Annotated in this window: 27 protein-coding genes and 1 tRNA gene; 8 read left to right on the forward strand and 20 right to left on the reverse strand. The window is 63.1% G+C overall.

The annotated features are described in order from the left end of the window. The first annotated feature begins 96 nt into the window (after positions 1-96). On the forward strand, positions 97-660 hold the full coding sequence (locus KBX18_RS09820) for a TIGR00730 family Rossman fold protein (protein ID WP_255995862.1): 564 nt from the start codon (positions 97-99) through the stop codon (positions 658-660). Positions 661-712: 52 nt separating this feature from the next. Continuing rightward, positions 713-1,270 (forward strand): isochorismatase family protein, encoded by a 558-nt coding sequence (locus KBX18_RS09825; protein WP_255995863.1) that lies wholly within the window; start codon positions 713-715, stop codon positions 1,268-1,270. A 72-nt stretch (positions 1,271-1,342) separates the two neighbouring features. On the opposite strand, the gene KBX18_RS09830 is transcribed toward KBX18_RS09825, so the two are convergent. Next, the gene (locus tag KBX18_RS09830; RefSeq protein ID WP_040423535.1) at positions 1,343-1,621 is read right to left on the reverse strand and encodes a DUF3618 domain-containing protein; all 279 of its coding nucleotides are present in this window, start codon (positions 1,619-1,621) and stop codon (positions 1,343-1,345) included. Positions 1,622-1,688: 67 nt separating this feature from the next. Between KBX18_RS09830 and bcp the strand changes: the two genes are divergently transcribed. From bcp to KBX18_RS09850, 4 genes are all read left to right on the forward strand, one after another. Then, positions 1,689-2,162, forward strand: coding sequence for a thioredoxin-dependent thiol peroxidase (bcp, locus tag KBX18_RS09835; RefSeq protein WP_040423533.1), 474 nt, complete (start codon positions 1,689-1,691; stop codon positions 2,160-2,162). 74 nt (positions 2,163-2,236) lie between these two features. Then, positions 2,237-2,318, forward strand: a tRNA-Leu gene (locus tag KBX18_RS09840). 53 nt (positions 2,319-2,371) lie between these two features. After that, the gene (locus KBX18_RS09845; protein WP_255995864.1) at positions 2,372-2,854 is read left to right on the forward strand and encodes a hypothetical protein; all 483 of its coding nucleotides are present in this window, start codon (positions 2,372-2,374) and stop codon (positions 2,852-2,854) included. Between the two features lie 31 nt (positions 2,855-2,885). Next, on the forward strand, positions 2,886-3,266 hold the full coding sequence (locus tag KBX18_RS09850; protein ID WP_005288958.1) for a DUF3817 domain-containing protein: 381 nt from the start codon (positions 2,886-2,888) through the stop codon (positions 3,264-3,266). 95 nt (positions 3,267-3,361) lie between these two features. Here KBX18_RS09850 and KBX18_RS09855 read toward each other — a convergent pair whose 3' ends face one another. From KBX18_RS09855 to clpS, 10 genes are all read right to left on the reverse strand, one after another. Then, positions 3,362-3,739 (reverse strand): hypothetical protein, encoded by a 378-nt coding sequence (locus KBX18_RS09855; protein ID WP_050748790.1) that lies wholly within the window; start codon positions 3,737-3,739, stop codon positions 3,362-3,364. Between the two features lie 98 nt (positions 3,740-3,837). Then, positions 3,838-4,440 (reverse strand): RdgB/HAM1 family non-canonical purine NTP pyrophosphatase, encoded by a 603-nt coding sequence (gene rdgB / locus KBX18_RS09860; protein WP_005288953.1) that lies wholly within the window; start codon positions 4,438-4,440, stop codon positions 3,838-3,840. Between the two features lie 11 nt (positions 4,441-4,451). Continuing rightward, positions 4,452-5,183: a ribonuclease PH gene (rph, locus tag KBX18_RS09865; RefSeq protein ID WP_040424232.1), complete on the reverse strand. Its 732-nt coding sequence runs from the start codon at positions 5,181-5,183 to the stop codon at positions 4,452-4,454. Between the two features lie 10 nt (positions 5,184-5,193). Next, entirely contained in the window at positions 5,194-5,970 is a 777-nt protein-coding gene (locus tag KBX18_RS09870) for an MBL fold metallo-hydrolase (protein WP_255995865.1), read from the reverse strand. Between the two features lie 52 nt (positions 5,971-6,022). Next, a complete protein-coding gene (murI, locus tag KBX18_RS09875) occupies positions 6,023-6,877 on the reverse strand; it encodes a glutamate racemase (protein WP_255995866.1) in 855 nt (284 codons plus the stop codon). A 37-nt stretch (positions 6,878-6,914) separates the two neighbouring features. After that, on the reverse strand, positions 6,915-7,448 hold the full coding sequence (locus KBX18_RS09880) for a MarR family winged helix-turn-helix transcriptional regulator (RefSeq protein ID WP_255995867.1): 534 nt from the start codon (positions 7,446-7,448) through the stop codon (positions 6,915-6,917). Between the two features lie 197 nt (positions 7,449-7,645). Continuing rightward, positions 7,646-8,413: a rhomboid family intramembrane serine protease gene (locus tag KBX18_RS09885; protein ID WP_083770259.1), complete on the reverse strand. Its 768-nt coding sequence runs from the start codon at positions 8,411-8,413 to the stop codon at positions 7,646-7,648. A 13-nt stretch (positions 8,414-8,426) separates the two neighbouring features. Continuing rightward, positions 8,427-9,413 carry a P1 family peptidase gene (locus tag KBX18_RS09890; RefSeq protein WP_255995868.1) on the reverse strand — a complete coding sequence of 329 codons (987 nt, stop codon included), beginning with the start codon at positions 9,411-9,413 and terminating at the stop codon, positions 8,427-8,429. Positions 9,414-9,417: 4 nt separating this feature from the next. Next, the gene (locus KBX18_RS09895) at positions 9,418-9,957 is read right to left on the reverse strand and encodes a DUF2017 domain-containing protein (RefSeq protein WP_255995869.1); all 540 of its coding nucleotides are present in this window, start codon (positions 9,955-9,957) and stop codon (positions 9,418-9,420) included. A 50-nt stretch (positions 9,958-10,007) separates the two neighbouring features. Continuing rightward, positions 10,008-10,295, reverse strand: a complete 288-nt coding sequence (clpS, locus tag KBX18_RS09900) for an ATP-dependent Clp protease adapter ClpS (RefSeq protein ID WP_040423530.1) — start codon at positions 10,293-10,295, stop codon at positions 10,008-10,010. 195 nt (positions 10,296-10,490) lie between these two features. Here clpS and KBX18_RS09905 point away from each other — a divergent pair, with 195 nt between their 5' ends. Both KBX18_RS09905 and KBX18_RS09910 read left to right on the forward strand, forming a co-directional pair. Then, positions 10,491-11,807, forward strand: coding sequence for a nicotinate phosphoribosyltransferase (locus KBX18_RS09905; RefSeq protein ID WP_255995870.1), 1,317 nt, complete (start codon positions 10,491-10,493; stop codon positions 11,805-11,807). Beyond that, positions 11,807-13,819 carry an ATP-dependent DNA helicase gene (locus tag KBX18_RS09910; protein ID WP_305083065.1) on the forward strand — a complete coding sequence of 671 codons (2,013 nt, stop codon included), beginning with the start codon at positions 11,807-11,809 and terminating at the stop codon, positions 13,817-13,819. Before KBX18_RS09905 ends, KBX18_RS09910 begins: the two co-directional genes overlap by 1 nt. Here KBX18_RS09910 and KBX18_RS09915 read toward each other — a convergent pair. The 9 genes from KBX18_RS09915 to KBX18_RS09955 form a co-directional block, all read right to left on the reverse strand. Then, the gene (locus KBX18_RS09915) at positions 13,777-14,595 is read right to left on the reverse strand and encodes an aminoacyl-tRNA hydrolase (RefSeq protein ID WP_255995872.1); all 819 of its coding nucleotides are present in this window, start codon (positions 14,593-14,595) and stop codon (positions 13,777-13,779) included. The two genes, KBX18_RS09910 and KBX18_RS09915, sit on opposite strands and share 43 nt — an antisense overlap. Next, entirely contained in the window at positions 14,595-15,845 is a 1,251-nt protein-coding gene (gene serB / locus KBX18_RS09920; protein WP_255995873.1) for a phosphoserine phosphatase SerB, read from the reverse strand. The genes KBX18_RS09915 and serB overlap by 1 nt, the downstream gene beginning before the upstream one ends. Before the next feature lie 77 nt (positions 15,846-15,922). Further along, positions 15,923-17,791, reverse strand: coding sequence for a cytochrome c oxidase subunit I (gene ctaD / locus KBX18_RS09925; RefSeq protein ID WP_255995874.1), 1,869 nt, complete (start codon positions 17,789-17,791; stop codon positions 15,923-15,925). Between the two features lie 394 nt (positions 17,792-18,185). Beyond that, on the reverse strand, positions 18,186-19,187 hold the full coding sequence (nrdF, locus tag KBX18_RS09930) for a class 1b ribonucleoside-diphosphate reductase subunit beta (protein ID WP_255995875.1): 1,002 nt from the start codon (positions 19,185-19,187) through the stop codon (positions 18,186-18,188). A 128-nt stretch (positions 19,188-19,315) separates the two neighbouring features. Continuing rightward, positions 19,316-21,478: a class 1b ribonucleoside-diphosphate reductase subunit alpha gene (gene nrdE / locus KBX18_RS09935; RefSeq protein WP_255995876.1), complete on the reverse strand. Its 2,163-nt coding sequence runs from the start codon at positions 21,476-21,478 to the stop codon at positions 19,316-19,318. Between the two features lie 79 nt (positions 21,479-21,557). Then, complete coding sequence (gene nrdI / locus KBX18_RS09940; protein WP_255995877.1) at positions 21,558-22,085, reverse strand: class Ib ribonucleoside-diphosphate reductase assembly flavoprotein NrdI; 528 nt, start codon at positions 22,083-22,085, stop codon at positions 21,558-21,560. A 74-nt stretch (positions 22,086-22,159) separates the two neighbouring features. Beyond that, complete coding sequence (nrdH, locus tag KBX18_RS09945; protein WP_005288829.1) at positions 22,160-22,393, reverse strand: glutaredoxin-like protein NrdH; 234 nt, start codon at positions 22,391-22,393, stop codon at positions 22,160-22,162. Between the two features lie 372 nt (positions 22,394-22,765). Further along, positions 22,766-22,888 (reverse strand): type B 50S ribosomal protein L36, encoded by a 123-nt coding sequence (gene ykgO, locus KBX18_RS09950; RefSeq protein WP_005288826.1) that lies wholly within the window; start codon positions 22,886-22,888, stop codon positions 22,766-22,768. A 124-nt stretch (positions 22,889-23,012) separates the two neighbouring features. Next, a complete protein-coding gene (locus KBX18_RS09955; protein ID WP_255995878.1) occupies positions 23,013-24,404 on the reverse strand; it encodes a sugar porter family MFS transporter in 1,392 nt (463 codons plus the stop codon). Positions 24,405-24,409: the final 5 nt, after the last annotated feature.

Genomic DNA, 24,409 nt, shown 5'->3' on the forward strand with positions numbered 1-24,409 from the left:
AAAAGGGCCCCTCAAATAACAGAAAGTGTGCCCAACCCGCGACACGCCGACCAGACACACATTTTGCTACTTAACCCCTTTTGTACCCTGGGGCCCGTGAATATCTCCGCAGTGACTGTGTTCGCGGGGGCGCGCGAGGGTGTGGACCCAACAATGACGTCCCTCGCGCACGCCTTCGGTACCGCGTTGACGCGCCACGGAATGACCCTGGTGTACGGCGGCGGCCGGTTGGGCATGATGGGCGCCGTCGCCCAGGGGGTCATTGATGCCGGCGGCGCCAGCGTGGGGGTCATGCCAGAGCACCTCGCCGCCCAAGAGGTTGCGCACACAGGGTTGGGGGAACTGGTCATCGTGGATACGCTCGCGCAGCGCAAACGCATCATGAGTCAGCGGTGCGACGCGTTCGTCGCGCTCCCCGGCGGTGCGGGCACGCTCGACGAGCTTTTCGACGAATGGACCAACCAGCAACTCGGCCTGCACACCAAACCTATTGGCCTGCTCGGGGCTGATTTCTGGCGGCCGTTGACGGACATGATCGATCACATGGTGGCCCACGGGTTTGTGCGCCAGGAAGACCGCGACAGTCTCGTCGTGGCTGACGATCCGGACGAGCTCCTCGCCGCACTGACACAGTGGACACCCCAACCGCCCCGGTGGTGAGCACGGCGGTGAAAGCATCCGCGCGCCGGCCGCGCGGGCTAGGCTGGCACGCATGAACCGCGCACTCGTTGTCGTTGACGTACAGAATGACTTTTGCCCCGGCGGCACCCTCGGCACCGCACGCGGTGATGAGGTGGCTGCCACCATCGCCGAACACATCGCCGCCGCCGATAACTACTCCCACATCGTCGCTACCCAGGACTGGCACATTGATCCGGGCAGCCACTTCTCCGAAGATCCGGACTTCGTCGACACATGGCCGGTCCACTGCGTCGCGGACTCCGAGGGTGCTGCACTGCGCGCACCTATCGCAGACGTCCGCTTCGACGAGTACTTCCGCAAAGGCGAGTACGAGGCGGCGTACAGCGGCTTCGAGGGGGCGTCGGCAAGCGAGGGCGCGCTGCTCGCTGACTGGTTGAAAGCGCATGATGTCGCTGGCATCGATGTCGTTGGCATCGCCACCGACCACTGTGTGCGCGCCACCGTGCTCGACGGGCTGAAGGAAGGCTTCAACGTGCGCGTACTGCGCGAGATGTGCTCGCCTGTCGACGACGCACGCGGCGCCGCCGCCCTCGAGGAGATGCGCAGCGCCGGCGCCGAGCTGGCCTAAACCAGTCTAGAAACACGACCAGCGCACCCCGCAACGGATATTGCGCAGGGTGCGCTTGGGCGCGACGAAGGACTACTTGCGGTCTGCCAGCAGGCGCTGCAGGTCCTTGAGATCCTTCTTCTTCTTGCGCTTGTTGGACACGTTGATCACCACAATGGCGGCAATAGCGACACCGATGCCGGCGAGAACCTTCTGCACCTTGTCGTCTTTCATCTTGTTCTGCACCTGAGCCTTCGCGTTGTTGGCCAGGTTCTCCGGGCGGGTGCGGTCAGCGATCTCGTCGATCGTCTGGGCCAGGTTGCCGCGGGTGCGCTCGATGTCGCGCTGGATGTCGTTAATGTCGCGTGCCACGTCATACTCCTTTGTGGATAAATTTCTCTCGCCACCACAGTACTGCATCCCCGCTACAGTGGGGGGCATGACTGAAAACACACGCTTGACCCCCGGCGATAAGGCTCCCGACTTCACCCTCACCAACGACAAGGGCGACACCGTGTCCTTAAGCGACTATGCGGGTCAGCGCGTCATCGTCTACTTCTACCCGAAGGCGAACACGCCGGGCTGCACCACCGAGGCGTGCGATTTCTCCGAGAACTTGAGCCAGTTCAACGACGCTTCTGTCGCCGTTGTGGGCATCAGCCCTGACACCCCGGAGAAGCTGGCGAAGTTCCGCGCCGACCACGACCTGGGCTTCGAGCTGCTGTCCGACCCGGACAAGGAGGCAATGACCGCATACGGCGCCTTTGGGGAGAAGAAGAACTACGGCAAGATCGTCCAAGGCGTCATCCGCTCCACCTTCCTGGTCGATGCCGACGGCACCATCGAATCCGCCCAGTACAACGTCAAAGCAACCGGCCACGTTGGCCGTTTGCTGCGCGATCTGGACCTCTAGCTTTCGCCGTGAACTACGCGCCCTGTACACTGTGAACCGCTCCGCGCACCGGGCATCGGCTCATGCGCGAATAGGCGCCCGTGGCGGAATTGGCAGACGCGCTGGATTTAGGTTCCAGTGCCGTAAGGCGTGAGAGTTCAAGTCTCTCCGGGCGCACTACTCATTCCCGGCGCTTTTGGCGCACTTAGGCCGGTTGATAGACTTTCACTGTGACCGAACCAGCGCCGGGCTCCTCTTCCAGCCCCGAAGAACAGCCGCAACGCGACCATGTGCGCGTGAAGGCGTGGCACGTGCTGCTGCTCATCGCCGCTGTGATCGTCTCGCTGATGCTGGCTAACTGGCAGTGGTCGCGCTACACTTCCGGCACCGGTTCGCTACAAAACCTCGGGTACGCGCTGCAGTGGCCCATGTTCGGCCTTTTCCTCATTTTCATTTACCGCGCAGGCATGCGGATGGAAAACGAGAAGATTGACGCGGAGAACTCCGGCGACCGCATGCAGGCGCTTTACGACGCTGATGCCGCCACCTTCGGCGACCCCTCCCCCAGCCCAAACCAAACCGACGGCGTGCCCGAGTCCCGCCGCGCTGCCGACGAGGACCTCCTCGAGGACTTCCTGCCCTCGCGCCCGGAGCTCAACGTCGAGGAGTTCAACGCCCTGAACACGCCGCGACGCCGCCAGCACGACGAGTGACGCCCAGTACTACAAGGAGAAACCACACCCCATGACAACGCCTGATAGCCAGCCCGCCCCGCAGCCGGGCCAGCCCCGTGTTCACCCTGAGCGCCAGCGCCGCGTGAAGACCGCACTGAATCTTTTCTCCGTCGCTGCGTGGGTCACCGGTGTCATGCTGCTACTCCTGTGCGCACGCATGATCATGGAATACGGGCTGAACATGGATGTCAGCGCACTGAACTGGGTGGCGGTCGGCCACGGCTGGATGTACGCACTGTTCCTTCTGGCCACACTCAACCTGGGTATGAAGGCACGGTGGTCGGTGCAGACATGGCTGGTGACCGCACTGGCCGGCGTGGTGCCGTTTCTCTCCTTCTTCGTAGAGTACTGGCGCCGCAGGGAAGTCAAGGCAGAGTTCGATCTGGCGTAGTGCCAACGCTGGGCGGGCGCGTCCAGCCCCCTAGAAAACATGAAAGGACCGGTGTGAAAACCGGTCCTTTGTTGTTGCGCTAGTAGTCGTCGGCGCTATTCGCCGACCTTGGTCAGCACGAGAATGTCCTTGGCGTCGCCACCGTCCGGGGTCAGGGTGAGCGAGTTCTCGGTCTGCTCGGTCTTGTACTTCAGATCCTTGCCGGTAATAACGTCGGCAAGCTTCAGGTCGTCGCCATCGACCTCGCAGCGGGCGGTGTCAGACTCGTTAGTGTCCGGGTTGGTGACCATCCACTCGCAGTCACCGCCGTTGATCTTCAGAGTGACCTTGCCCGCTGCGACGCCGGTCTCTGCGTCCTGGCCGGTGCCCTCCCAGGTGCCGTCCAAGGAGTTACCACAGGCAACGAGCAGACCTGCAGACATCACGGTTGCACCTGCGAGTGCGATTGCCTTCTTTGCTGACTGAACAGTCATTTTTGCGATTCCTCCAATGAGTTTGATTAGCATTTAATATTTCGACTCTACCAGCGCGGTGCTCCCTCACTCCGAGACGCAGCGGCCCGAGCCGATTGCTACCGTAGTGCCGCGATATGCGTGGCGAGCTCGCGCAGTGCTTTTCCGCGGTGGGAGCGGGCGTTCTTCTCCTCCGCACTGAGCTCAGCAGACGAGCGCCCGTCAGCATCAGCGGGCTGGAACAGCGGGTCGTAACCGAAGCCGTTGGAGCCGCGAGGCGCGCGCAACAGCGCACCTTCCCAGCGCCCCTCAGCGGTGACCTCGGAACCGCCGGGCACGACGAGCGCGCAGCAGGACACGAACGCTGCACCGCGATGCTCGTCAGGAATGTCGCTGAGCTGTGCTAACAGCAATTCGTTGTTGGCAAGGTCGTCACCGTGGCCGCCCGACCACCGCGCAGAGAGAACACCAGGCATGCCGTTCAAGGCGTCGACGGCGATGCCGGAGTCATCCGCCACGCACGGCAGACCGGTAGCCGCTGCCCCGGCGCGGGCTTTGATGAGCGCATTTTCGGCGAATGTCAGCCCCGTCTCCGCAGGTTCAGGGTAGGCCTGCACGTCGCGCAAGGAAACGAGCTCGATCCCGTCGATGCCGAGCTCAGAGAGAACAGTTTCCAGTTCTCCGAGCTTCTTCGCGTTTCCGGAGGCGACGAGGACACGCACAGGATTGGGGGTTACCACCCGAGGGCCGCCTTTTGTGCGTCGATAAGCTCACGGCATCCCTTTTCCGCGGCGTCGAGCATCAAGCCGAGCTGCTCGCGGCCGAAGAGGCCGTGCTCACCGGTGCCCTGCACCTCGACGAAGTCACCGGAGTCCGTCATGACCACGTTGAGGTCGACCTCGGCGCGGGAGTCCTCTTCGTACGGCAGGTCGAGGCAGACGCGGCCATCGACAATGCCCACAGAGACCGCAGCAACAGGGGCGAGCAGCGGCTCGCCGGGGACGACTCCTTGCTCCTTGAGGTAACCGATCGCGTCCGCAAGCGCGACGTACGCGCCCGTGATCGAGGCCGTGCGAGTGCCGCCGTCAGCCTGCAGGACATCGCAGTCGAGCTGAATCGTGTTCTCCCCCAGCGCCGTGAGATCCACAGCGGCGCGCAGCGAGCGGCCCACCAGACGCGAGATTTCATGCGTGCGGCCCTTGACCTTGCCCTTCATCGACTCGCGCGGCATGCGGTCGTGGGTCGCAGCCGGCAGCATCGCGTACTCGGCGGTCAGCCAGCCTTCGCCAGAGTCCTTCTTGAAGCGCGGCACGCCCTCTTCGGCGGAGGCGGTGCACATCACGCGGGTGTTGCCGAACTCGACGAGCACGCTGCCCGCCGGGTTTGAGGTGAATCCGCGGGTGATGCGCACGGGGCGCATTTCGTCCAGAGCGCGGCCGTCGGCACGCAAGAAAGCTTCAGTCATGCCCACGAGCCTACAACTCGTAGACTGCCTTAGCCTCGCCGAGCACGATCTCGCCTTCGAACTCCGTGCGCGCAGCTTCCAGCGTGGCTTCCTTGTCCGACCACGGTTGGATGTGCACGAGCACAAGCTTGTCGACGCCTGCCTCACGCGCAATCACACCCGCTTCCTGCCCCGACATGTGCATGCCCTCAGGGGTGCCGTCACCCTTGTACGGGCCCCACGCGGCTTCGCAGAGGAAGAGGTTGGCGTTACGCGCGGCGTCGATAAGCGTGGGCGTGTAGCAAGAATCGCCGGAGAAGCAGATGACGTTGCCTGAATCGCGGTGCTCCACGCGCAGTGCGTGCGACTCAGCAGCCGGGTGGACAACAGGGAACGGGGTGACCGTCACCGAGTCGATGTCGACGGGCTTGCCGGATACCCATGCCTGGAAGTCGAACGTGTCGGACAAATCCGCGATGTCATCCGGCCCGTCGCCGCACATCCGGCCAATGTGTTCTGGGGTGTAGCTGGGCCCGCACAGCTTGTGGCGCTGCCTGGCAGGAGCCGTCGGGTGAAAGCGGCGCCACACGCACAGCGACGCGGTATCGGAGCAGTGATCCGCGTGCAGGTGGCTAAACAGCAGGTGCGCATCAGACGGGTCCGCGACTTCCTGCATGGCAGCCAGCGCACCGGGACCAAAATCCATGAGGATACCCGGCTCGTTCGCCCCCGTCTCAATCAGGTAGGAAGAGCCTGGGTTGCCCGGCGCTGCCAAGGACCCCGTGCACCCGAGAACTGTCAGCTTCATAACTTTACTGTTACACAAACCTGAGGGAAAGGTTAAGCCAGAGAGCGGAAGATCACGCATGGTTTTCCTCTGAGACACCCGCCACAGACGCGCCTGCAGCTGGGCCGAGGAAGCGCGGGCCGAGGCGGTGGAAGGGTTCCGGATCACCGGTCGATTCGAAAGTGCGGACTGGCTCATGGTCAACATCGGCGAACATATCGCGCTCCGTGAGAATGCGCAGAACGTCCTTGGCGGTCTCTTCCGCAGAGGAGACGAGGGTGACATCATCGCCGATAGCCAACTGAATCACGCCAGATAGCAGCGGGTAATGGGTGCACCCAAGCACAAGCGTATCCACGCCCGCCGCCTGCAGCGGCTCCACATAGCCTTGGGCTACGCCGAGCACTTGACGGCCGTGAGTGATGCCGGCCTCCACAAACTCGACAAAAGCGGGACATGCCGCCGCCGTCGCTTCAATCCCGGGAGCAAGGGAAAACAGATCTTGGTACACACCAGAACGAATGGTGGCTTGGGTACCAATGACGCCGACTTTGCCGTTCCGTGTCGTCGCAACAGCGCGGCGGACGGCGGGTTTGATCACCTCGATGACGGGGACGCTATAGCGCTCGCGCGCGTCATGCAGGAAGGCGGCGGAAGCCGTGTTGCACGCAATGACGATCATCTTGCAGCCACGCTCCACGAGATCGTCCGCAATTGCCATAGCGTGGCCGCGCACCTCAGCGAGCGGCTTCGGGCCATAGGGCCCGTTCGCGCCGTCGCCGATGTAGATAACTGATTCCCCCGGCAGCTGGTCCATGACAGAACGTGCGACTGTCAGACCGCCGAAACCGGAATCAAAAATGCCGATGGGGGCGTTATTGCCCCCACCGACGTTGTCATCGCTGAAGCTGTCACCACTGTCCATCATGATTGGCCAGTCTAGTGACAGCCGCAGCCGAACTGCATTAAGCGGCGTCCAGGCCGGAGGATTCGCCGACCAGCGGGGAGTCCGCGACGACCGGGCGAGCCGGCTCCGCCAGAGCAGCAGCCATCTTGGCCAGAGCGGAGGAGACGACCTCCATCTCGTAGTCCGACAGGTTGTCGAACATGATGCGGCGCATCTCGCCCACGTGGCCCGGGAGCCCTGCATCGACGGTCTTGGTGCCGGCCGGCGTCAGCGTAGCGAAGGTGGAGCGGCCGTCGTTCGGGTCCGGGGTACGGGAGACGAGGCCCTTCTTCTCCAGACGCGTGACAACGCGGGAGAGGTGAGACAGAGACATCATCGTTGCGTCAGCCAGTTCGGTCATGCGCAGAGACTTCTTCGGAGCCTTTGCCACGTTCAGGAGAGCCTGAAATTCGAAGTAGGTGACACCTGCATCACGCTTGAGCTGTGCGTCCAGAGTCGACGGCAGCTTCATGTGGCAGGCCCAAACGCGCGTCCAGGTCTCAGCCTCGTGCGCAGAAAGTCGTGTGTTCAAGTTCGCGTCCATGTTTCCCATAACGCTTAGTATAATCTAAGACCTTAGAAGTTCATGTGCTGACACAGAAAATATTTCTTTTGCATGTACCGAAAACGCAGTGAACAGGTCTTTTGCTCAGAAAATTTTCTGAAAATCTGAATTTAATCTGATTTCCTTGTCCATAACCGAACAATGAATGCGCGACAAAGAAGCCTTTGCCCATGTAGTTCACAGGTTCAGCGCGCTTGCCTCCGCGCCTGTTTCTCAGCCTTCCGGGATTGCTTCCTGGCCTGCAGTTCCGGCGGATCGTCCGAGGTGATCAGCACACCAGCGGCGACACCGCCAAGGCCGCCGAACAGGTGAGCCTGCCAGCTAATGCCGTCCTGCATAGGCAAGACACCCCAAATAAATCCTGAGTACATCAGGCCCAGAACACCCGCCAGCGCAATCTGGCTGCCGGAACGGTTGAAGAATCCGCGTACAAGCAAGTAGCCCAGCCAGCCGTACACGAGCATGGAGGCGCCGATGTGGTTTGTCCCCAACCCGCCAAGAATCCACGTGCCGATCCCGCCCACCAGCACCACGAAGGCCGTGACCTCCCAGAACACCCGATGCCCGGAGTAGCCGATCAAAAACGCGAAAATCGCGCCGGGGATCGTGTTGGACATCAGGTGCTCGAAGTTCGCGTGCAGGATCGGCGATGAGAGGATGTGCGGCAGCGAAGAAGGGTCCAGCGGGTGAATGCCGAAGTACGTCAACCGGCCGCCGAAGATGACCACATTGACTATGTGCACCGCCCAGATGAGCACCACATATCCGATGGCGTAGGTGAAGCCCGTTCGCGTTTGCTGGCCGCGGGAGCGGTACGGACTCCTTTGCTGAGAGGGCACAACGGGACCGCCGCCAACGCCGGGAGCACCGTGCTGACCGGGTTGACCACCGTAGGGGTTGAAACCGTATGTAGGTCCCTGGCCAGGATGCGGGGAGGAATATGGATAGCTCATGGTGCGGCCAAGCTTAGGTGATCTCGTTCCACGCGGCGACACCATAACCAGGTTCAGCGGCCGCGACGCCACGGACGATTGCAGCTTCGACGCACCGAGCGGACGCGTCGCACAAGGCGTAGTAGAGGTCCGGGTCCGCGGCGGCTGCGGACCCCGTGTATGCCTCCGGCTCGGCGGTGGAGACGGCGAACAGGGTATCGCCGTCGAGAGGCGAATGTGCGGGGCGCACGGCGCGAGCAATCCCGTCATGGCCGGTCATCGCGAGGCGCTCAAGCTTTTCGATGCCCACCGGGCAGTCCGTCGCCACCACCCCGATCGTGGTATTCAGTTTCGGTTGGGGTCGCACCAACGCGGCAAAGGCATCCAGGTCCACAGCGGGGCGGGCGGGGTCACCGAAGAAGCGGCCAGTATCCGGGTCAATGACACTGCCGATCGGATTGGCCACGACAGCGGCGGCAACGGTGAAATCGCCGACACGTGCTTGCGCGACGCCGAACCCGCCGCGGAGAACGCCGGCGGTCGCGCCACAGCCGGCACCGACTGAACCAACAGGCACGGCAGAGACCGCATCACCGCTGTGGCCGTCGAGAGCCGCACGCACTGCGGCGGCACCGTCCTCGGGGCTGGGCCGGTGGTTCGGGTCGCCGATGATGAGGTCGAAGATGACGGCAGCGGGGACAATCGGCACCCGGGGGCCCGGGTTGCTTTCACCGAATACTGCGAACCCGAGGCCGCGGGATTCCAGCTCGCGCATCGCGCCATCGGCTGCGGCCAAACCGAAGGCAGAACCCCCGGCCAGCACGATCGCGTTCACGCGCTCCACTGTGTTGTGGGGTTTGAGTAGGTCAGTTTCCCGGGTGCCGGGGCCGCCACCGCGCTGGTCGACGGCTGCCACCATGCCGGCGGCAGACGTGGAGACAAGCGCCGTCACTCCTGTGTCGCCTAGCGATTGGTGGCCGAGGGCTAAACCGGGGAGGGAGAAACCGCAGCTAAGATCCATCCGCTCATTCCCCCATGAGGGCCTGCAGCAGCGATTCCTGGCAGTACGCGAGCCACTCGACAAGGTTGTCGCGGTCCTGCTCAGCGGCCTCTGTCGGGGCGTCAGCAGAAGCGACATAGAGGCGCATGTCGTTCAACGCGGCGATGACCTGCTGCGCCTCGTGCTCCTCGACACTCACCGCGACCCCGCCAGTCGGACCAAGCGCAGTGTTGATCACCTGCAAGTTCGCCAGCTTCGCCTTGATGATGTCTGTTTCGTGCAGGCTGCGCAGCAGAGCGTTGTCGCCGTCGAATTCTTCGTCCCCGGCGCGCTCAAAATCCGGCAGGAGGCGGGCGAGCGACGGGTCCGCCGGCGCCTCGGTGTGGCCGGAGGGCATATCCATCATCTCCGCGAGCTCATCCTTCGGCGCGGACTGCGCGCGTTGGATCAACGCCTCCGACACCGTGGCCGTGAGATCCCCAATGACCTCGCGCTCCATCGGCTCGAACACAGTGCTAAAGCGTGTGGCCCGCATCAGGCCTTTCTTCCGCCGCCACGGCTGCATGCCTTATCTCCTTTCCAACCCCGGCCACATCACGCGGCCGGGCGGGAACTTTAACCAGCTTGCTGCATCGTGGCCCACAGACCCGCGGTGTGCAGCTTCTTCACGTCGCCCTCGACCTTGTCTTTCTCGCCGGAGGACACCACGGCTTTGCCTTCGGTGTGCACCTGCATCATCAGCTCCTGGGCGCGCTTACGGCCGTAACCCAGCACTGTCTGGAACACGTAGGTGACGTAGCTTTGCAGGTTCACCGGGTCATCCCACACAATGCACATCCACGGCAGGTTCTCCGCCGTGTCGACGTTGACCTCAATCTGCTCGTCGAGGTCAGGCGTGGCCATGGGGGATCCCATCCGGACACCGGGCCGAATCTCAGGGTTGACACCAGTCATGGCTTCAAGCGTACTAAAGAGTGCTCTGCGCGTACGCCCCACGCCGCCACGGCCACTGCCACTGCTACTGGCACGGCACTGACACAACACCGACACAGCTCTGTCCTTGTCGTACGGAGACGAGGACAGACTAGGCTTGACTGCATGAACCAACAGCCGTCAACCGCCTTTCTTACCGACATGTACGAGCTCACCATGCTCGATGCATCCATGAAGGACGGCACCCACTCGCGCCAATGCGTTTTCGAAGTCTTCGCCCGCAAGCTGCCCAATGAACGCCGTTACGGCGTTGTCGCTGGCACCGGTCGCCTGATTGAAGCCGTGGAGAAATTCCGCTTCACCGAAGACCAGTTGTCCACGGCCGACTTCCTTAGCGAGGAAACCCGTGAGTACCTGCGCAACTACCGCTTCACCGGGCACATTGACGGCTACAGGGAAGGTGAGCTGTACTTCCCCTACTCCCCCATCCTCACCGTGCGCGGCACATTCGCAGAATGCTGCATCCTGGAGACGGTCATCCTGTCGATCCTCAACTCCGACTCCGCGATCGCCTCCGCCGCCTCGCGCATGGTCACGGCTGCCGACGGCCGCCCGATCATGGAGATGGGCTCGCGCCGCACCAACGAGCAGGCCGCGGTGACAGGGGCGCGTGCCGCCTACATCGCCGGGTTCGGCTCCACCTCCAACATGGAAGCCTCCCTGCGCTACGGCATCCCGGCCTCCGGCACCGCCGCCCACGCCTGGACGCTGCTGCACACCAACCCTGACGGCACCCCGAACGAGAAGGCCGCTTTCAAGGCGCAGATCGACTCCCTCGGTGTGGACACGACCCTGCTGGTGGACACCTATGACATCACCCAGGGCGTGGCCAACGCGGTGGAGGTCGCGGGCCCGGAACTCGGGGGCGTACGCCTCGACTCCGGCGACCTGGGCATCATGTCGCGGCGCGTGCGGGCGCAGCTCGACGAGCTCGGTGCGTACAACACGAAGATCATCGTTTCCTCCGACCTGGACGAATTCGCTATCGCCGGCCTGCGGTCGGACCCGGTCGACGGCTACGGTGTGGGCACGTCGGTAGCCACGGGTTCCGGAGCTCCCACGGCAGGAATGGTGTACAAGCTTGTGGAGGTAGACGGTGTGCCCGTCGCTAAGCGCAGCTCCGGCAAGCAAATGAAAGGCGGCGCGAAGGGAGCACTGCGCACGTACCGCGGCTCCGGTGTCGCGGTCGACGAGATCGTTTACCCGCTCGATAAGCACCCCGGAACCCCGACGACGCTGGATTACCGCGAGCTTGTCGTCCCGCTCATCCGCAACGGTGAAATCGTCGAGGGGCTAGATGACCTTGAAGCGACCCGCACCCACCTTGCGAAACAACGCGAAACGCTGCCCTGGGAAGGTCTGTCGTTGTCCCGCGATGAACCGGCGATCCGCACACGCTTCGTCGGATTCCCGGAAGAGTGATGGAACGGTTGTCGCTGTCTGCGCGCGAGCTTCTCGACGCTGCCGTCGAATCCCTCGGCGGCACGCAACGCCCGGGGCAAATCGCCATGGCTGAGGCGGTTTCTCAAGCGCTTGCCGACGAACGTCACCTCGCCGTCCAAGCGGGCACCGGCACCGGCAAATCTTTGGCCTACTTGGTACCTGCCATCCGGCACGCGCAGGCGAACGACACGACCGTGATCGTCTCCACGGCAACGCTCGCTCTGCAGCGCCAGCTGGTCGAGCGCGACCTGCCGCGCCTGGTGGAAGCCCTTGACCCGCTGTTGCCGCGCACCCCGACCTTCGCCATTTTGAAGGGCCGCTCCAACTACGTGTGCCTGAACAAGATCGGTGTTTTGGACGGAACCGTGGACGGCCAGGAAGCGCTGGTCGACGAAGAAGACGTCTCCTGGCTCGGCCGCCACGTCAAACGCGTCCACGAATGGGCCGAAGAAACCGAGACCGGTGACCGCGATGACCTTGAACCCGGTGTGCCCGACAAAGCGTGGCGGCATGTCTCCGTCACCGCCAACGAGTGCTTAGGTGCCACACGGTGCCCGCACGGTGCCGAATGCTTCGCCGAAGCCGCTCGCGTGCGCGCCGGTGAGGCCGACATCGTGGTGACCAACCATGCGCTTTTGGCTATCGACGCGCTTTCTGGCGCCTCCATCCTGCCCGAGCACTCTGCTGTCATCATCGACGAGGCCCACGAGCTCGACGACCGCGTCACCTCCGTGGCCACCAATGAGATCTCCCCGCACGCGCTGCGGCTCGCGGCCCGCCGCGCCGGGAAGCTGGGAGAAAACAGGCGCAAAGACACGCTCGAGGAGCTTATCGACGACTTCGCCGCCGTCCTCGACACCGAATCCCCTGGCCGCTGGGAAACGATCTCGGATCCCGCCCGCGCCGCCTTCGTCGCAGTGCAGGATGAACTGCGCCGCACCGGAGAGGCCATCGCCCGCGCCCCAGAAGGCGAAGCGACCAAAGACCCGGAGACCGCAGCCGAGCGAGAGAACCTGCGCAATCACCTTGGTGAGCTGTACACCTCCTTCGATCGCATTTTGAGCGTCTTTGACGAAGACGATCCCGCCAAGCATTTCGACGTTGTCTGGCTCGCCCGCAGCGCCTCCTCCAGCCCGGAGTCCGCCTCCGTTTCAGTAGCGCCGCTGTCCGTGTCGGCTTTGCTGCGCGACAACTTGTTTGGCGAGAAGACGGTCGTGCTCACCTCCGCCACCCTTGCTGTAGGCGGCAACTTCCGCGCGATGGCCGCGGCCTGGGGGCTTCCCGACGGCACCTGGGACAGCCTCGACGCCGGCACCCCCTTTGACCCGCGTCGCTCTGGAATTCTCTACACCGCCAAGCACTTGCCGCCGCCGGGCCGCGACGGCATCAGCGATGGCACCCTCGACGAGATGGCTGAGCTCATCACCGCGGCCGGCGGACGGACGCTGGGATTGTTCTCCTCTCGCCGTGCCGCACAAGAAGCCGCCGACGCGCTGCGCACCCGGTTGCCCTTCGACATTCTGGTCCAAGGCGACGACACCATCGGCGCACTGGTGAACAAGTTCGCCGCCGGGGAGAACGTGTGTCTGTTCGGCACCTTGAGCCTGTGGCAGGGTGTCGATGTCCCCGGCCGCTCCCTCTCCCACGTCATGATCGACCGGATCCCCTTCCCCCGCCCCGATGACCCGCTGCTCCAGGCCCGCTCACGCGCCGCCGACGCCGCCGGCCGCTCCGGGTTCATGGACGTCTCCGCCACCCACGCCGCACTCCTGCTCGCCCAGGGTGCTGGCCGGTTGCTGCGCAGCACCACCGACCGCGGCGTCGTCTCCGTCCTGGACAGCCGTTTGGTGACGAAGCGCTACGGATCCTTCCTCCGCGCCTCCCTCCCCGACTTTTGGGAGACGACAGACCCCGGGGTGGTGCGCGGCGCGCTGCGCCGACTCGTGGCTCAGCCTGCTGAGAAGTCCTCGGCCGAGTCCTCCGCCGAATAGGCACCAGGATGCGCCACCACCGTCACTGACCCTGGAGCGACCTCCGTGAACCCGCTATCGCGGACGGGGACAGACGCGGGAAGCGCCGCGGTGGCGCGGATAAGCTCCCGTGGCACCTCGCGGACCGCAAGGGGAAAGCCGTCGAGGGCCCAGCGCACCGCCCACGCTTCACTCATCTGCGCGGCGAGCAGCATCGACCCGTGACCGACCTGGGCGGCGGCCTTACCCGCGGTCATTGCGAGCGAGTCGTCGACAAGAATCACTGGCACCGATGACATCTCGATGTCACCGACATTGGGCGCCGGAAGGTCATCGTGCGGGAGGTCGGTGCCTTTGATCTGCAGTTTGCTGATCGCGTGCGGAACCTCCCCAACGGCGGACGGAATGAACGCGCGGGCTTCGGCGACCGGACCCGTTGCGCTGGATCGGAACGTGCAGCCGGGCAGCGTCTGCACGTTCTCCCACGCGGCGCCGCGGGCACGCCGGGCGATCTTGCGGATCCGGTGGCCGTACCACTGTGCCAGCGCGTCGCGCCAGGCGGACTCCTGCCCCGCGCGCGGGTCGAGACACACAGCGGCGACGGCTCGGGCAGCGGCCACAAGAGCGTCGTTACGCTGCGGCGGGTCCGCTTTCGGAATATGCAGCGCGATCTGCATCGCCTGAACGGTGGCGGGATCGTCTGGGTCTTCCCCGCCACGGCGGTTGTCGGCAAGGCTCGCGGCTAAGAACCGGTGCGCTGTCGTGATGAGCGCGGCTGTGTCAGCTGTTTCCGGCATTAATCGAGTGCGACTTTGCCGTCGATACCCTGCTCCTCGTTGAGCGTATCGATCTCATGGCGCGGCACACCCATGATGTACAGCACCGAATCCAGGAACGGGTGGGTGACTGAGGTGTCCGCGACCTCGCGCAGCGCTGGCTTCGCGTTGAAGGCAATACCCAGGCCGGCGGCAGTGAGCATGTCGATGTCATTCGCACCGTCGCCAACCGCCACCGTCTGGGACAAACGCAGACCCGAATCTTCAGCAAACTCGGCGAGAAACTCCGCCTTCGCCTTGCGGTCCACGACCTTGCCGATCACCTTTCCAGTGAGTTTCCCGTCCACGATCTCGAGCGTGTTCGCGCGCACGTAATCGAGGTCCAGGTCGGCCGCCATCGGCTCGAGCACCTGGATGAACCCACCCGAGACGACTGCGGTGCGGTAGCCCATCTGCTTCAACGTGCGGATCGTCGTGCGCGCGCCAGGCGTGAGTTCGATGTCGCGTGCGACGCTGTCAAGCACCGACGCGTCCAGCCCCGCCAGCGTTGCGACGCGCTCGCGCAACGACTCCTCAAAATCCAGCTCCCCGCGCATCGCGCGCTCGGTGACCTCGGCGACCTCCGCTTCACGACCCGCGTGAGCAGCGAGCATCTCGATGACCTCGCCCGTGATGAGGGTCGAATCGCAGTCGAAACACACCAGGCGTTTCGAGCGGCGGGCCAGACCAGCGCGCTCAATCGCGATATCGACGCCGAGAGCTGTGGTGAGCTCCGCTAACGCTTGGCGCACCGTGTGGCTGACCTCGTCGCCGGAACCAGGAATGGTGATCGACAACTCCAATCCCGTCACCGGATAATCAGAAATGCCGCGGATACGGTCGATGTTCGCACCGAAGTCCGCGAGGGTGCGGCCGATTTCAGAGACCGCCTCCGCCGTCACCGGATCGCCCAGCACGACCACAGCATGGGTGGAACGGCGACGCTGCGGAGCCAAAGATGCCTCGTCCGTCTCGATGGTCACCGATTGGTCCGCCAGCTCCGGTGCCGCTTCAAGGTCGTGGCGTAGCGCCTCGACACCGCTCGTGGTGACGCCCGCGAACGCCGCGAGAGCAAGACGGCCACGGAACTGCGCCTGCTCAACGTCCAGCAGCTGCACCCCGTGCTGGGACAACACCGCGAAGAATGCCGCACTCACACCGGGGTGATCAGCCCCCGACAACGTGATCACTGCGTGCTGGAGGCCGGGTTGAAGTGTCACCGAATAGGTCATGAATTCGAACCTACAGCAACAGGCCCCGCTCCACGATGTGGGGAGCGGGGCCTGCCGGTTAGTTCAGGAGTGGCCTATTAGTCGGTCGCCTTGGTGGAGCCGGAGTCGCGGCCGTCTGCCGGACGCACCTTGGTCACGGTCTCCGTGGCAGTGCGCTGCGAAGCAGAGGTCACGGTCTCGGACTCACGGGAGTCAGAGCCAGTGTGCTCGTTCTCTTCCGGGGTGGTTGCCTCAGAGCGCGGGTCGTGGTGGCCGGTGTGGGCCTCACGGCGCAGGGTTTCCACCATGTGCGGGTAGTGCAGCTCGAACGCGGGGCGCTCAGAGCGGATACGCGGCAGGGAGGTGAAGTTGTGGCCAGGAGGCGGGCAGGAGGTTGCCCACTCCAGGGAGTTGCCGTAGCCCCACGGGTCGTCGACGGTGACGACCTCGCCGTAGCGCCAGGACTTGTACACGTTCCAGATGAACGGCAGGAAGGCGATACCCAGGATGAAGGAGCCGATCGTAGAGATCTGGTTCAGCAGGGTGAAGCCGTCGGAGTCCAGGTAGTCGGCGTACCGGCGCGGCATGCCCATGTTGCCCAGCCAGTGCTGGACCAGGAAGGTCATGTTGAAGCCGATCATGACGAGCCAGAAGTGGATCTTCGCCAGGCGCTCGTCGAGCATGCGGCCCGTCATCTTCGGGAACCAGAAGTAGATGCCTGCGCACGACGCGAACACGACCGTACCGAAGAGGGTGTAGTGGAAGTGCGCGACAACGAAGTAGGTGTCAGACAGCTGGAAGTCCAGCGGCGGGGCAGCCAGCATAATGCCGGTCAGACCACCGAAGAGGAAGACGAACAGGAAGCCGACGGACCACAGCATTGGGCTTTCAAAGGTGAGGTGGCCGTTCCACATCGTGCCCACCCAGTTGAAGAACTTCACGCCGGTCGGAACAGCGATCAGGAAGGTCATGAAGGAGAAGAACGGCAGCAGAACCGCACCGGTGACGTACATGTGGTGCGCCCACACAGCCATGGACAGGCCACCGATGGCCAGGGTTGCAAAGACCAGGCCGATGTAGCCGAAGACCGGCTTGCGGGAGAAGACCGGGATGACCTCGGAGATGATACCGAAGAACGGCAGTGCGAGGACGTAGACCTCGGGGTGGCCGAAGAACCAGAACAGGTGCTGCCACAGAATGGCGCCACCGTTGGCCGGGTCAAAGATGTGGCCGCCGAGTTTGCGGTCGTAGAGCACACCGAGGGCTGCAGCGGTCAGCAGCGGGAAGATCATCAGGGCCAGGATGGAGGCCACGAAGATGGTCCAGGTGAACACCGGCAGACGGAACATGGTCATGCCCGGCGCACGCAGGGTGAGCACGGTGGTCACCATGTTGATGGCGGAGGCCAGGGTACCGATACCGGTTGCACCGACACCGAGGATCCACAGGTCAGCGCCCACACCCGGGGTGTGGATCGAGTCAGCCAGCGGCATGTACATGGTCCAGCCGAAGTCGGCAGCGCCACCCGGGGTGAGGAAGCCGGCGAGCATGGCGATGACACCAGCGGTAGTGATCCAGAAGCCGAACGCGTTCAGACGCGGGAAAGCGACATCCGGGGCACCGATCTGCAACGGCAGAACGAAGTTGGCGAAGCCCCACACGATCGGGGTACCGAATGCCAGCAGCATCACGGTGCCGTGCAGGGTGAACAGCTGGTTGAACTGCTCATTGGAAAGGAACTGGAGACCCGGGGAGAAAAGCTCCGCGCGGATCAACAGGGCCATCAGGCCACCGACGAAGAACCAGATAAACGCCGAAATAATGTAGAAAATGCCCAGCTGTTTGTGGTCCGTGGTGGTCATCAGGTCCCAAAGGCGGGTGCCTTTGCGGGCCTTGCCGGTCGGCTCCGGCCGTGCCGGTGCAGCCTCGACGACATCAGCGTCGAGCCGTGGTGCCACAGCAGTCATACGTATCCTCCTGAATTAACCTCAGCCGCTCCACCCCCAGTGGGATTTCCCGGGGGCGCCCCGGCCAAGCCTTCCCGGAGCTGACGAGAATCAGCTCGCAGAGAGCATAGATAGGGCGCGGCTAATACCGCTTCATCTTAACCAGCGGTCCAGCGAAAATCCAGATGACGTGCAGCCTCTTCGCGCTGCTCATTCCGGGGGCAACCACTCCCCCAGCTCACAGCCCTGGACTGGACGGAAACCACCAGGCACCCGACTACCGCATACCCGGCGATGCCCGGATTTCAACCCAGAACGGGGGCGGTATAACCCCGGAATAGGTTAAGCCAAAGAATGCCCCGGCCGGCCCAAAAATGGACCAGTCGGGGCATGGGACCCGCGGGTCAGGGACGGGTTAGAAGTCCCAGTCGTCGTCCTGCGTGTCCTCGGCCTTACCGATGACGTAGGAGGAGCCGGAGCCGGAGAAGAAGTCGTGGTTCTCGTCGGCGTTCGGGGCAAGCGATGCCAGGATGGCGGGCGACACGCGCGTCTCGTCGACCGGGAAAAGTCCCTCGTAACCGAGGTTGTTCAGCGCCTTGTTGGCGTTGTAGCGCAGGAAGCGCTTGACGTCCTCGGTCCAGCCGAGCGGATCGTAGATGTCCTCGGTGTACTGGATCTCGTTGTCGTAAAGGTCGTAGAGCAGGTCGAAGGCGTGCTCCTTGAGCTCGTCCTGGCGTTGCTGGGACTCGTCGCGCAGGCCGACCTGGTACTTGTAGCCGATGTAGTAGCCGTGCACTGCTTCATCGCGGATGATCAGGCGGATGATGTCGGCGGTGTTGGTCAGCTTAGAGTGCACCGACCAGTTCAGCGGCAGGTAGAAGCCGGAGTAGAACAGGAAGGACTCCAGCATCACCGAGGCGATCTTGCGCTTGAGCGGATCATCGCCGCAGTAGTAGCTCTGGATGATTTTGGCTTTGCGCTGCACCTCGGCGTTTTCTTCGGTCCAGCGGAAGGCGTCGTTAATCTGCGGCGTCGACGCGAGCGTCATGTAGATGTTCGAGTAGCTCTTCGCGTGGACGGACTCCATGAACGCGATGTTGGTGTACACAGCCTCCTCGTGCAGTGTCTTCGCGTCCGGGATGAGGGAGACCGCACCGACGGTGCCCTGGATCGTGTCCAGCAGCGTCAGGTTGGCAAACACGCGCATCGTGGACAGCTGTTCTGCGTCGTTAAGCGTGTTCCAGCTCGGGATGTCGTTGGACACCGGGATTTTCTCCGGCAGCCAGAAGTTGCCGGTGAGGCGGTCCCATACCTCCTGGTCTTTGTCGTCAGGGATGCTGTTCCAGTTCACGGCCTTCAAAGGCGCGGGGTGGGATTCGACGTACGCCTCGTAATCGTGGGTCTCCTCGTGGGTCATGCCACCCATCCTAGAGGGTTACGGACATTTGCTTGACGACGCACCCAAACCCCTCCCCCAAAAATGTCGCACCCCGAGGGGGGAACGCGATGGTTCCGACCCTCGGGGTGCGACAGGGCACAGAAAAACTAGAGCATGCAGGACACGCAGCCCTCAACCTCAGTGCCCTCGAGCGCCATCTGGCGCAGGCGGATGTAGTAGAGCGTCTTGATGCCCTTGCGCCACGCGTAGATCTGGGCGCGGTTGATGTCGCGGGTAGTCACGGTGTCCTTGAAGAACAGCGTCAGCGACAAGCCCTGGTCCACGTACTTCGTGGCTTCAGCGTAGGTGTCGATGATCTTCTCGAAACCGATCTCGTACGCGTCCTTGAAGTAGTCGGCGTTCTCGTTGTCCATGTGCGGCGCCGGGTAGTAGACGCGGCCGATCTTGCCTTCCTTGCGGATCTCGATCTTGGAGGCAATCGGGTGGATCGACGACGTCGAATTGTTGATGTAGGAGATCGAGCCGGTCGGCGGAACCGCCTGCAGGTAACGGTTGTAGATGCCGTCGCGGGCGACATCGGCCTTGAGCTGCTCCCATTCCTCAGCGCTCGGGGGCTGGGCGGAGGAGCCGTCGAAAAGCTCCTTCACGCGCTGCGTCTTCGGCTGGAAGTCAGCTGGGTTGTAGCGGTCGAAGAACTCGCCGCTGGCGTACTCGGAGTCCTCGAAGCCCGCGAAGCGCTGGCCCTTCTCCACGGCGATCTTGTGGGAGGCCTTGAGGCACTCGTACATGATCGTGGCGAAGTAGGCGTTGGTGAAGTCCAGGCCTTCTTCGGAGCCGTACTCGATGTGCTCGCGGCCGAGGTAGCCGTGCAGGTTCATCTGGCCCAAGCCGATGGCGTGCGAGGCATCGTTGCCCTCGCGCACGCTCGGCACCGAATCGATCGAGGTCTTGTCCGCGACAGCCGTCAGGCCGCGAATGGCGGTCTCGACGGTGCGGGAGAAGTTGTCCGAATCCATTGCCATCGCAATGTTGAGAGAGCCCAAGTTGCAGGAAATGTCGTGGCCGATCGTGTCGTACGTCAGGTCCTCGTTCAGCACGGATGCAGAGTTGACCTGGAGAATCTCCGAACACAGGTTGGACATGTTGATCCGGCCGGTCTTCACCGGGTTCGCGCGGTTCGCGTGGTCCTCGAAGAGGATGTACGGGTAGCCGGACTCGAACTGGATCTCGGCGATCGTCTGGAAGAACTGGCGCGCCTTGATCTTCGTCTTGCGGATGCGCGGGTCCTCCACCATCTCGTCGTACTTCTCCGTGACAGAGATGTCGGCGAACGGCACACCGTAAACGCGCTCGACGTCGTACGGGGAGAACAGGTACATGTCGTCGTTGCGCTTGGCCAGCTCAAAGGTGATGTCCGGGATGACCACACCGAGCGAGAGCGTCTTGATGCGGATCTTCTCGTCCGCGTTCTCACGCTTGGTGTCCAAGAAGCGCATGATGTCCGGGTGGTGCGCGTTCAAGTACACCGCACCAGCACCCTGGCGGGCGCCGAGCTGGTTGGCGTAGGAGAAGGAGTCTTCCAGCAGCTTCATCACGGGGATGACACCGGAGGACTGGTTCTCAATGTGCTTAATCGGTGCGCCGGACTCGCGGATGTTGCTCAGCAGCAGCGCCACACCACCGCCGCGCTTCGATAGCTGCAGGGAGGAGTTGATGGCGCGGCCGATGGACTCCATGTTGTCCTCGATGCGCAGCAGGAAGCAGGACACCAGCTCGCCGCGCTGTGCCTTACCCGCGTTGAGGAAGGTGGGGGTGGCGGGCTGGAACCGGCCGGTCATAATTTCGTCGACAAGCGCGGAGGCGATCTCCTCGTTGCCGTCGGCGAGGAACAGTGCGGTCATGGCCACGCGGTCCTCGAAACGCTCCAGGTAGCGGCGGCCGTCGAAGGTCTTCAGCGTGTAGGAAGTGTAGTACTTGTACGCGCCGAGGAAGGACTGGAAGCGGAACTTGAAGGCGTACGCCCGCTTGAACGTGGACTTCACAAAGTCCCAGTCGTAGGCCTTGATGACGTCCGGCTCGTAGTACTTGTTTTCCACCAGGTAGTTCATCTTTTCTTCCAGGTCGTGGAAGTAGACGGTGTTCTGGTTGACGTGCTGGAGGAAGAACTGGTTCGCGGCCTCACGGTCTTTGTCGAACTGGATGTGGCCGTTCTCGTCATAAAGGTTCAGCAGCGCGTTGAGCGCGTGGTAGTCGAGCTGATCTGCCGTGTCGACGGGCTCAGCGACGGTCTTTCCCGTTGTGGCGGTCACTGTAGTCGGGCCTTTCTTGTGCGGGAGTTCATGGAGCGTTTATAGGAGAGGTACAGCTATGAAGTTGTGAAGTCTGTTTTCACACCGTTTGGTAGCGCTCGCGCAACTGTGCCAGCCGCCGCGCGCTGTCGTCGACGCGGGTCTGCACGTGCTCGTCGAGCCGATCTTTTTCCGTGGATGTCATCGGGCCCAACCCGAGCCGCTCGCGGTGGGCGATAAGAGAATCACGCACGTGCGTGACGTCGTATTCGGTGCCCATCATTTCGAAGCGGTAGAGGTAGGGCACGCCCGTCTTAGCGGAGATCACCTCGCCTGCCCGGCCGAAATCAGGGCCGAAGTTGGAGTTGCCTCCCGCGATCACACCACGCAACAAAGCACGATTGTGCGGGTCATCGAGAAAGTGGATAACTTGCGGTGGCACGGGGCGCGAGTTCCCTTCGCTTATCGACGCCCCTCCCCCATACGTCGGCACAACCAAGACATAGGGCTTCTCCACTGTCAGCGGTTGCTGCGTGCGGCGCAGCGGAATGCGTGCCGCCGGCAAACCCAGCTTGCCGACAAACCGGTGCGTGTTCTCCGTCGTAGAGGAGAAATAAACCACCAGCATGCGCTACTCACCTATCTTTGGGCATACGATAAGCCGCCAGCTGGTGACGGCTTAACGGGCAGTGGGAATCGAGCTTAGGCAGCAGCCTCAGCGAGGGTGCGGATGCGGTCCGGACGGAAACCGGACCAGTGGTCACCGTCAACTTCCACGACCGGGGCCTGCAGGTAACCCAGCGCCATCACGTAGTCGCGGGCGGAATCATCCAGGGAGATGTCCACAGTGGTGTAGTTCAGACCTGCGCGGTCGAGGGCCTTCTTGGTCGCGTTGCACTGCACGCATGCGGGCTTGGTGTAGAGGGTGATGGACATGGCGGGGACGACTCTTTTCTGCTCGGGAAAACTGCTCTGATTACACGGCTTTGAACGTGGCACTTGGGCCTGTTGGCTTCCGGGGAACAACCAGCTGTTCACATCCCGGGGGCGAACACTTTGAAACACTATACGTTGTAGGAAAAACAAGCAACCACTACTACATATAGTAGTTACAAACATGGTATTTGCAGGATACGGCCACTAAATCACCTACATGTAGTTACCCCGGAATGTTTTACGCGTCCAGAATGGCTTACACGGGTGAAATTTTCCCGGAGAAGTGACTTATTTCACATTCTTTGGAAAATGGAGAGCGCCCCCGCCGCGAGCTTTCGCACGCAAGACGGGGGCGCTGGCGCTAAGAACCGCTTAACCCTGACGGGCCTTGAAACGCGGATCCTTCTTGTTGATCACGTACACCTTGCCGTGGCGGCGCACAACCTGGGCGCCCGGTTTGTTCTTCAGCGACCGAAGCGACTTGCGGACCTTCATCGGGCGCTCCTTTCTTTGTTGACTCTGCTGACACAATAGGCTCTGCGTGAGTGCCTTTATTTATCACGGCGCGCCAAGACAGGCGCTGCCGCACAACGGGGGACCATGTTACCCGAGCAGCCCCTTAATCACCAAAACGCTGCTTCATCTCACCAGCCACACTGTCGAGGGTGCGGCCCACCGTCTCCGGAACCATGACCTTGACAAATCCGGCGGCCGCGACACCGCACATCGCGAACATCACGAACGTCGCCGTCGCCCCCACGGTATCCACGAGCGGCAGGAAGAACTGCGCCACCGCCCAGTTCGCCATCCACAGCGCCAGACCCGCCACACCCATTCCCACGCCGCGGATCTGCGGAGGCACCAGCTCGGAGATGAGCAGCCACGTCGTCGGCGACACCGCGGCTTGCTGGGAAGCAATGAACAACGCCATGAACGCCAGCGCGAGCATTGCTAACGACGTATTCGCCTCCGCCGCCCGGTACACCACCGCCAGCAGCACCAGGAAGATCACGTTCAGCGTCAGACCGCCGAGCAGCAGCCGCTTCCTGCCGATCCTGTCCACTAGCTGCAGGCCGATGTAACAGGCCACCACCGACACCAGACCAATCACCATCGAGGTGTACACCGAGTTCTGAGTGGACACCCCGACGTTGTTCATCATCGTCGGAGCGAAGTAGACGATGGCATTGACACCGGAGATCTGCTGCGTCACACCCAGCAGAGCGGCCACGAGCACCGTCATGCGCATCCACCTCGACCCCGCCAAGGTGCGCCACTGGCCCTGCTGAGCTGCACGCACCTCCGCGTCCTCGCGCGTTGCCTGCGCGAGTTCGTCGGTGTCAATGCCGGTGCGGGAGGCGACGGCGCGGGCGTCGCTGATACGCCCATGCCGCGACAGCCAGACAGGCGTGTCCGGCAAGAACACCATGCCTACAGCCAACACAGCGCCCGGCACCGCCGCCGCACCCAGCATGAGCTGCCAGCTGCCCGACGGTGCGAGAAGCGAATTGACCACGTACGCGAGCAACTGTCCCACCACAATCATCAGCGTGTTGAGCGACACGAGCCGACCACGCACCGCTGCCGGCACCATTTCCGAGATGTACATCGGCGTGACAATCGATACCGCACCCACTGCAACACCCAGGAATGCCCTTGCCGAACCGAGCATCTCCGGAGATGTCGCCAGCGCGCACCACACCGACCCGGCGACGAAGAGCACTCCGCCCAGAATGAGCGTCACACGACGGCCCAACTTGTCCGCCACTGCCCCGCCGCTGACAGCGCCGAGTGCCGCGCCGACGAGCAGCATCGCTGTGACCATGCCTTCCTGTGCAGGCGACATGCCGAACTCGGGCGTGATGAACAGCAAGGCGCCGCTCATCACGCCGGTGTCATAACCGAAAAGAAGCCCGCCGAACGCCGCGATCGCGGCGACCGTACGGACGTACCTGCGCTGCTGCGCCGATGCTGTAGAACTCGTGGTGGACACAGCCTCAGTTGAAGTCATGCCCC

Origin of the sequence: Corynebacterium sp. CCUG 69979, from assembly GCF_024454095.1 — a bacterium.
In the GTDB taxonomy this organism is placed as follows: domain Bacteria; phylum Actinomycetota; class Actinomycetes; order Mycobacteriales; family Mycobacteriaceae; genus Corynebacterium; species Corynebacterium genitalium.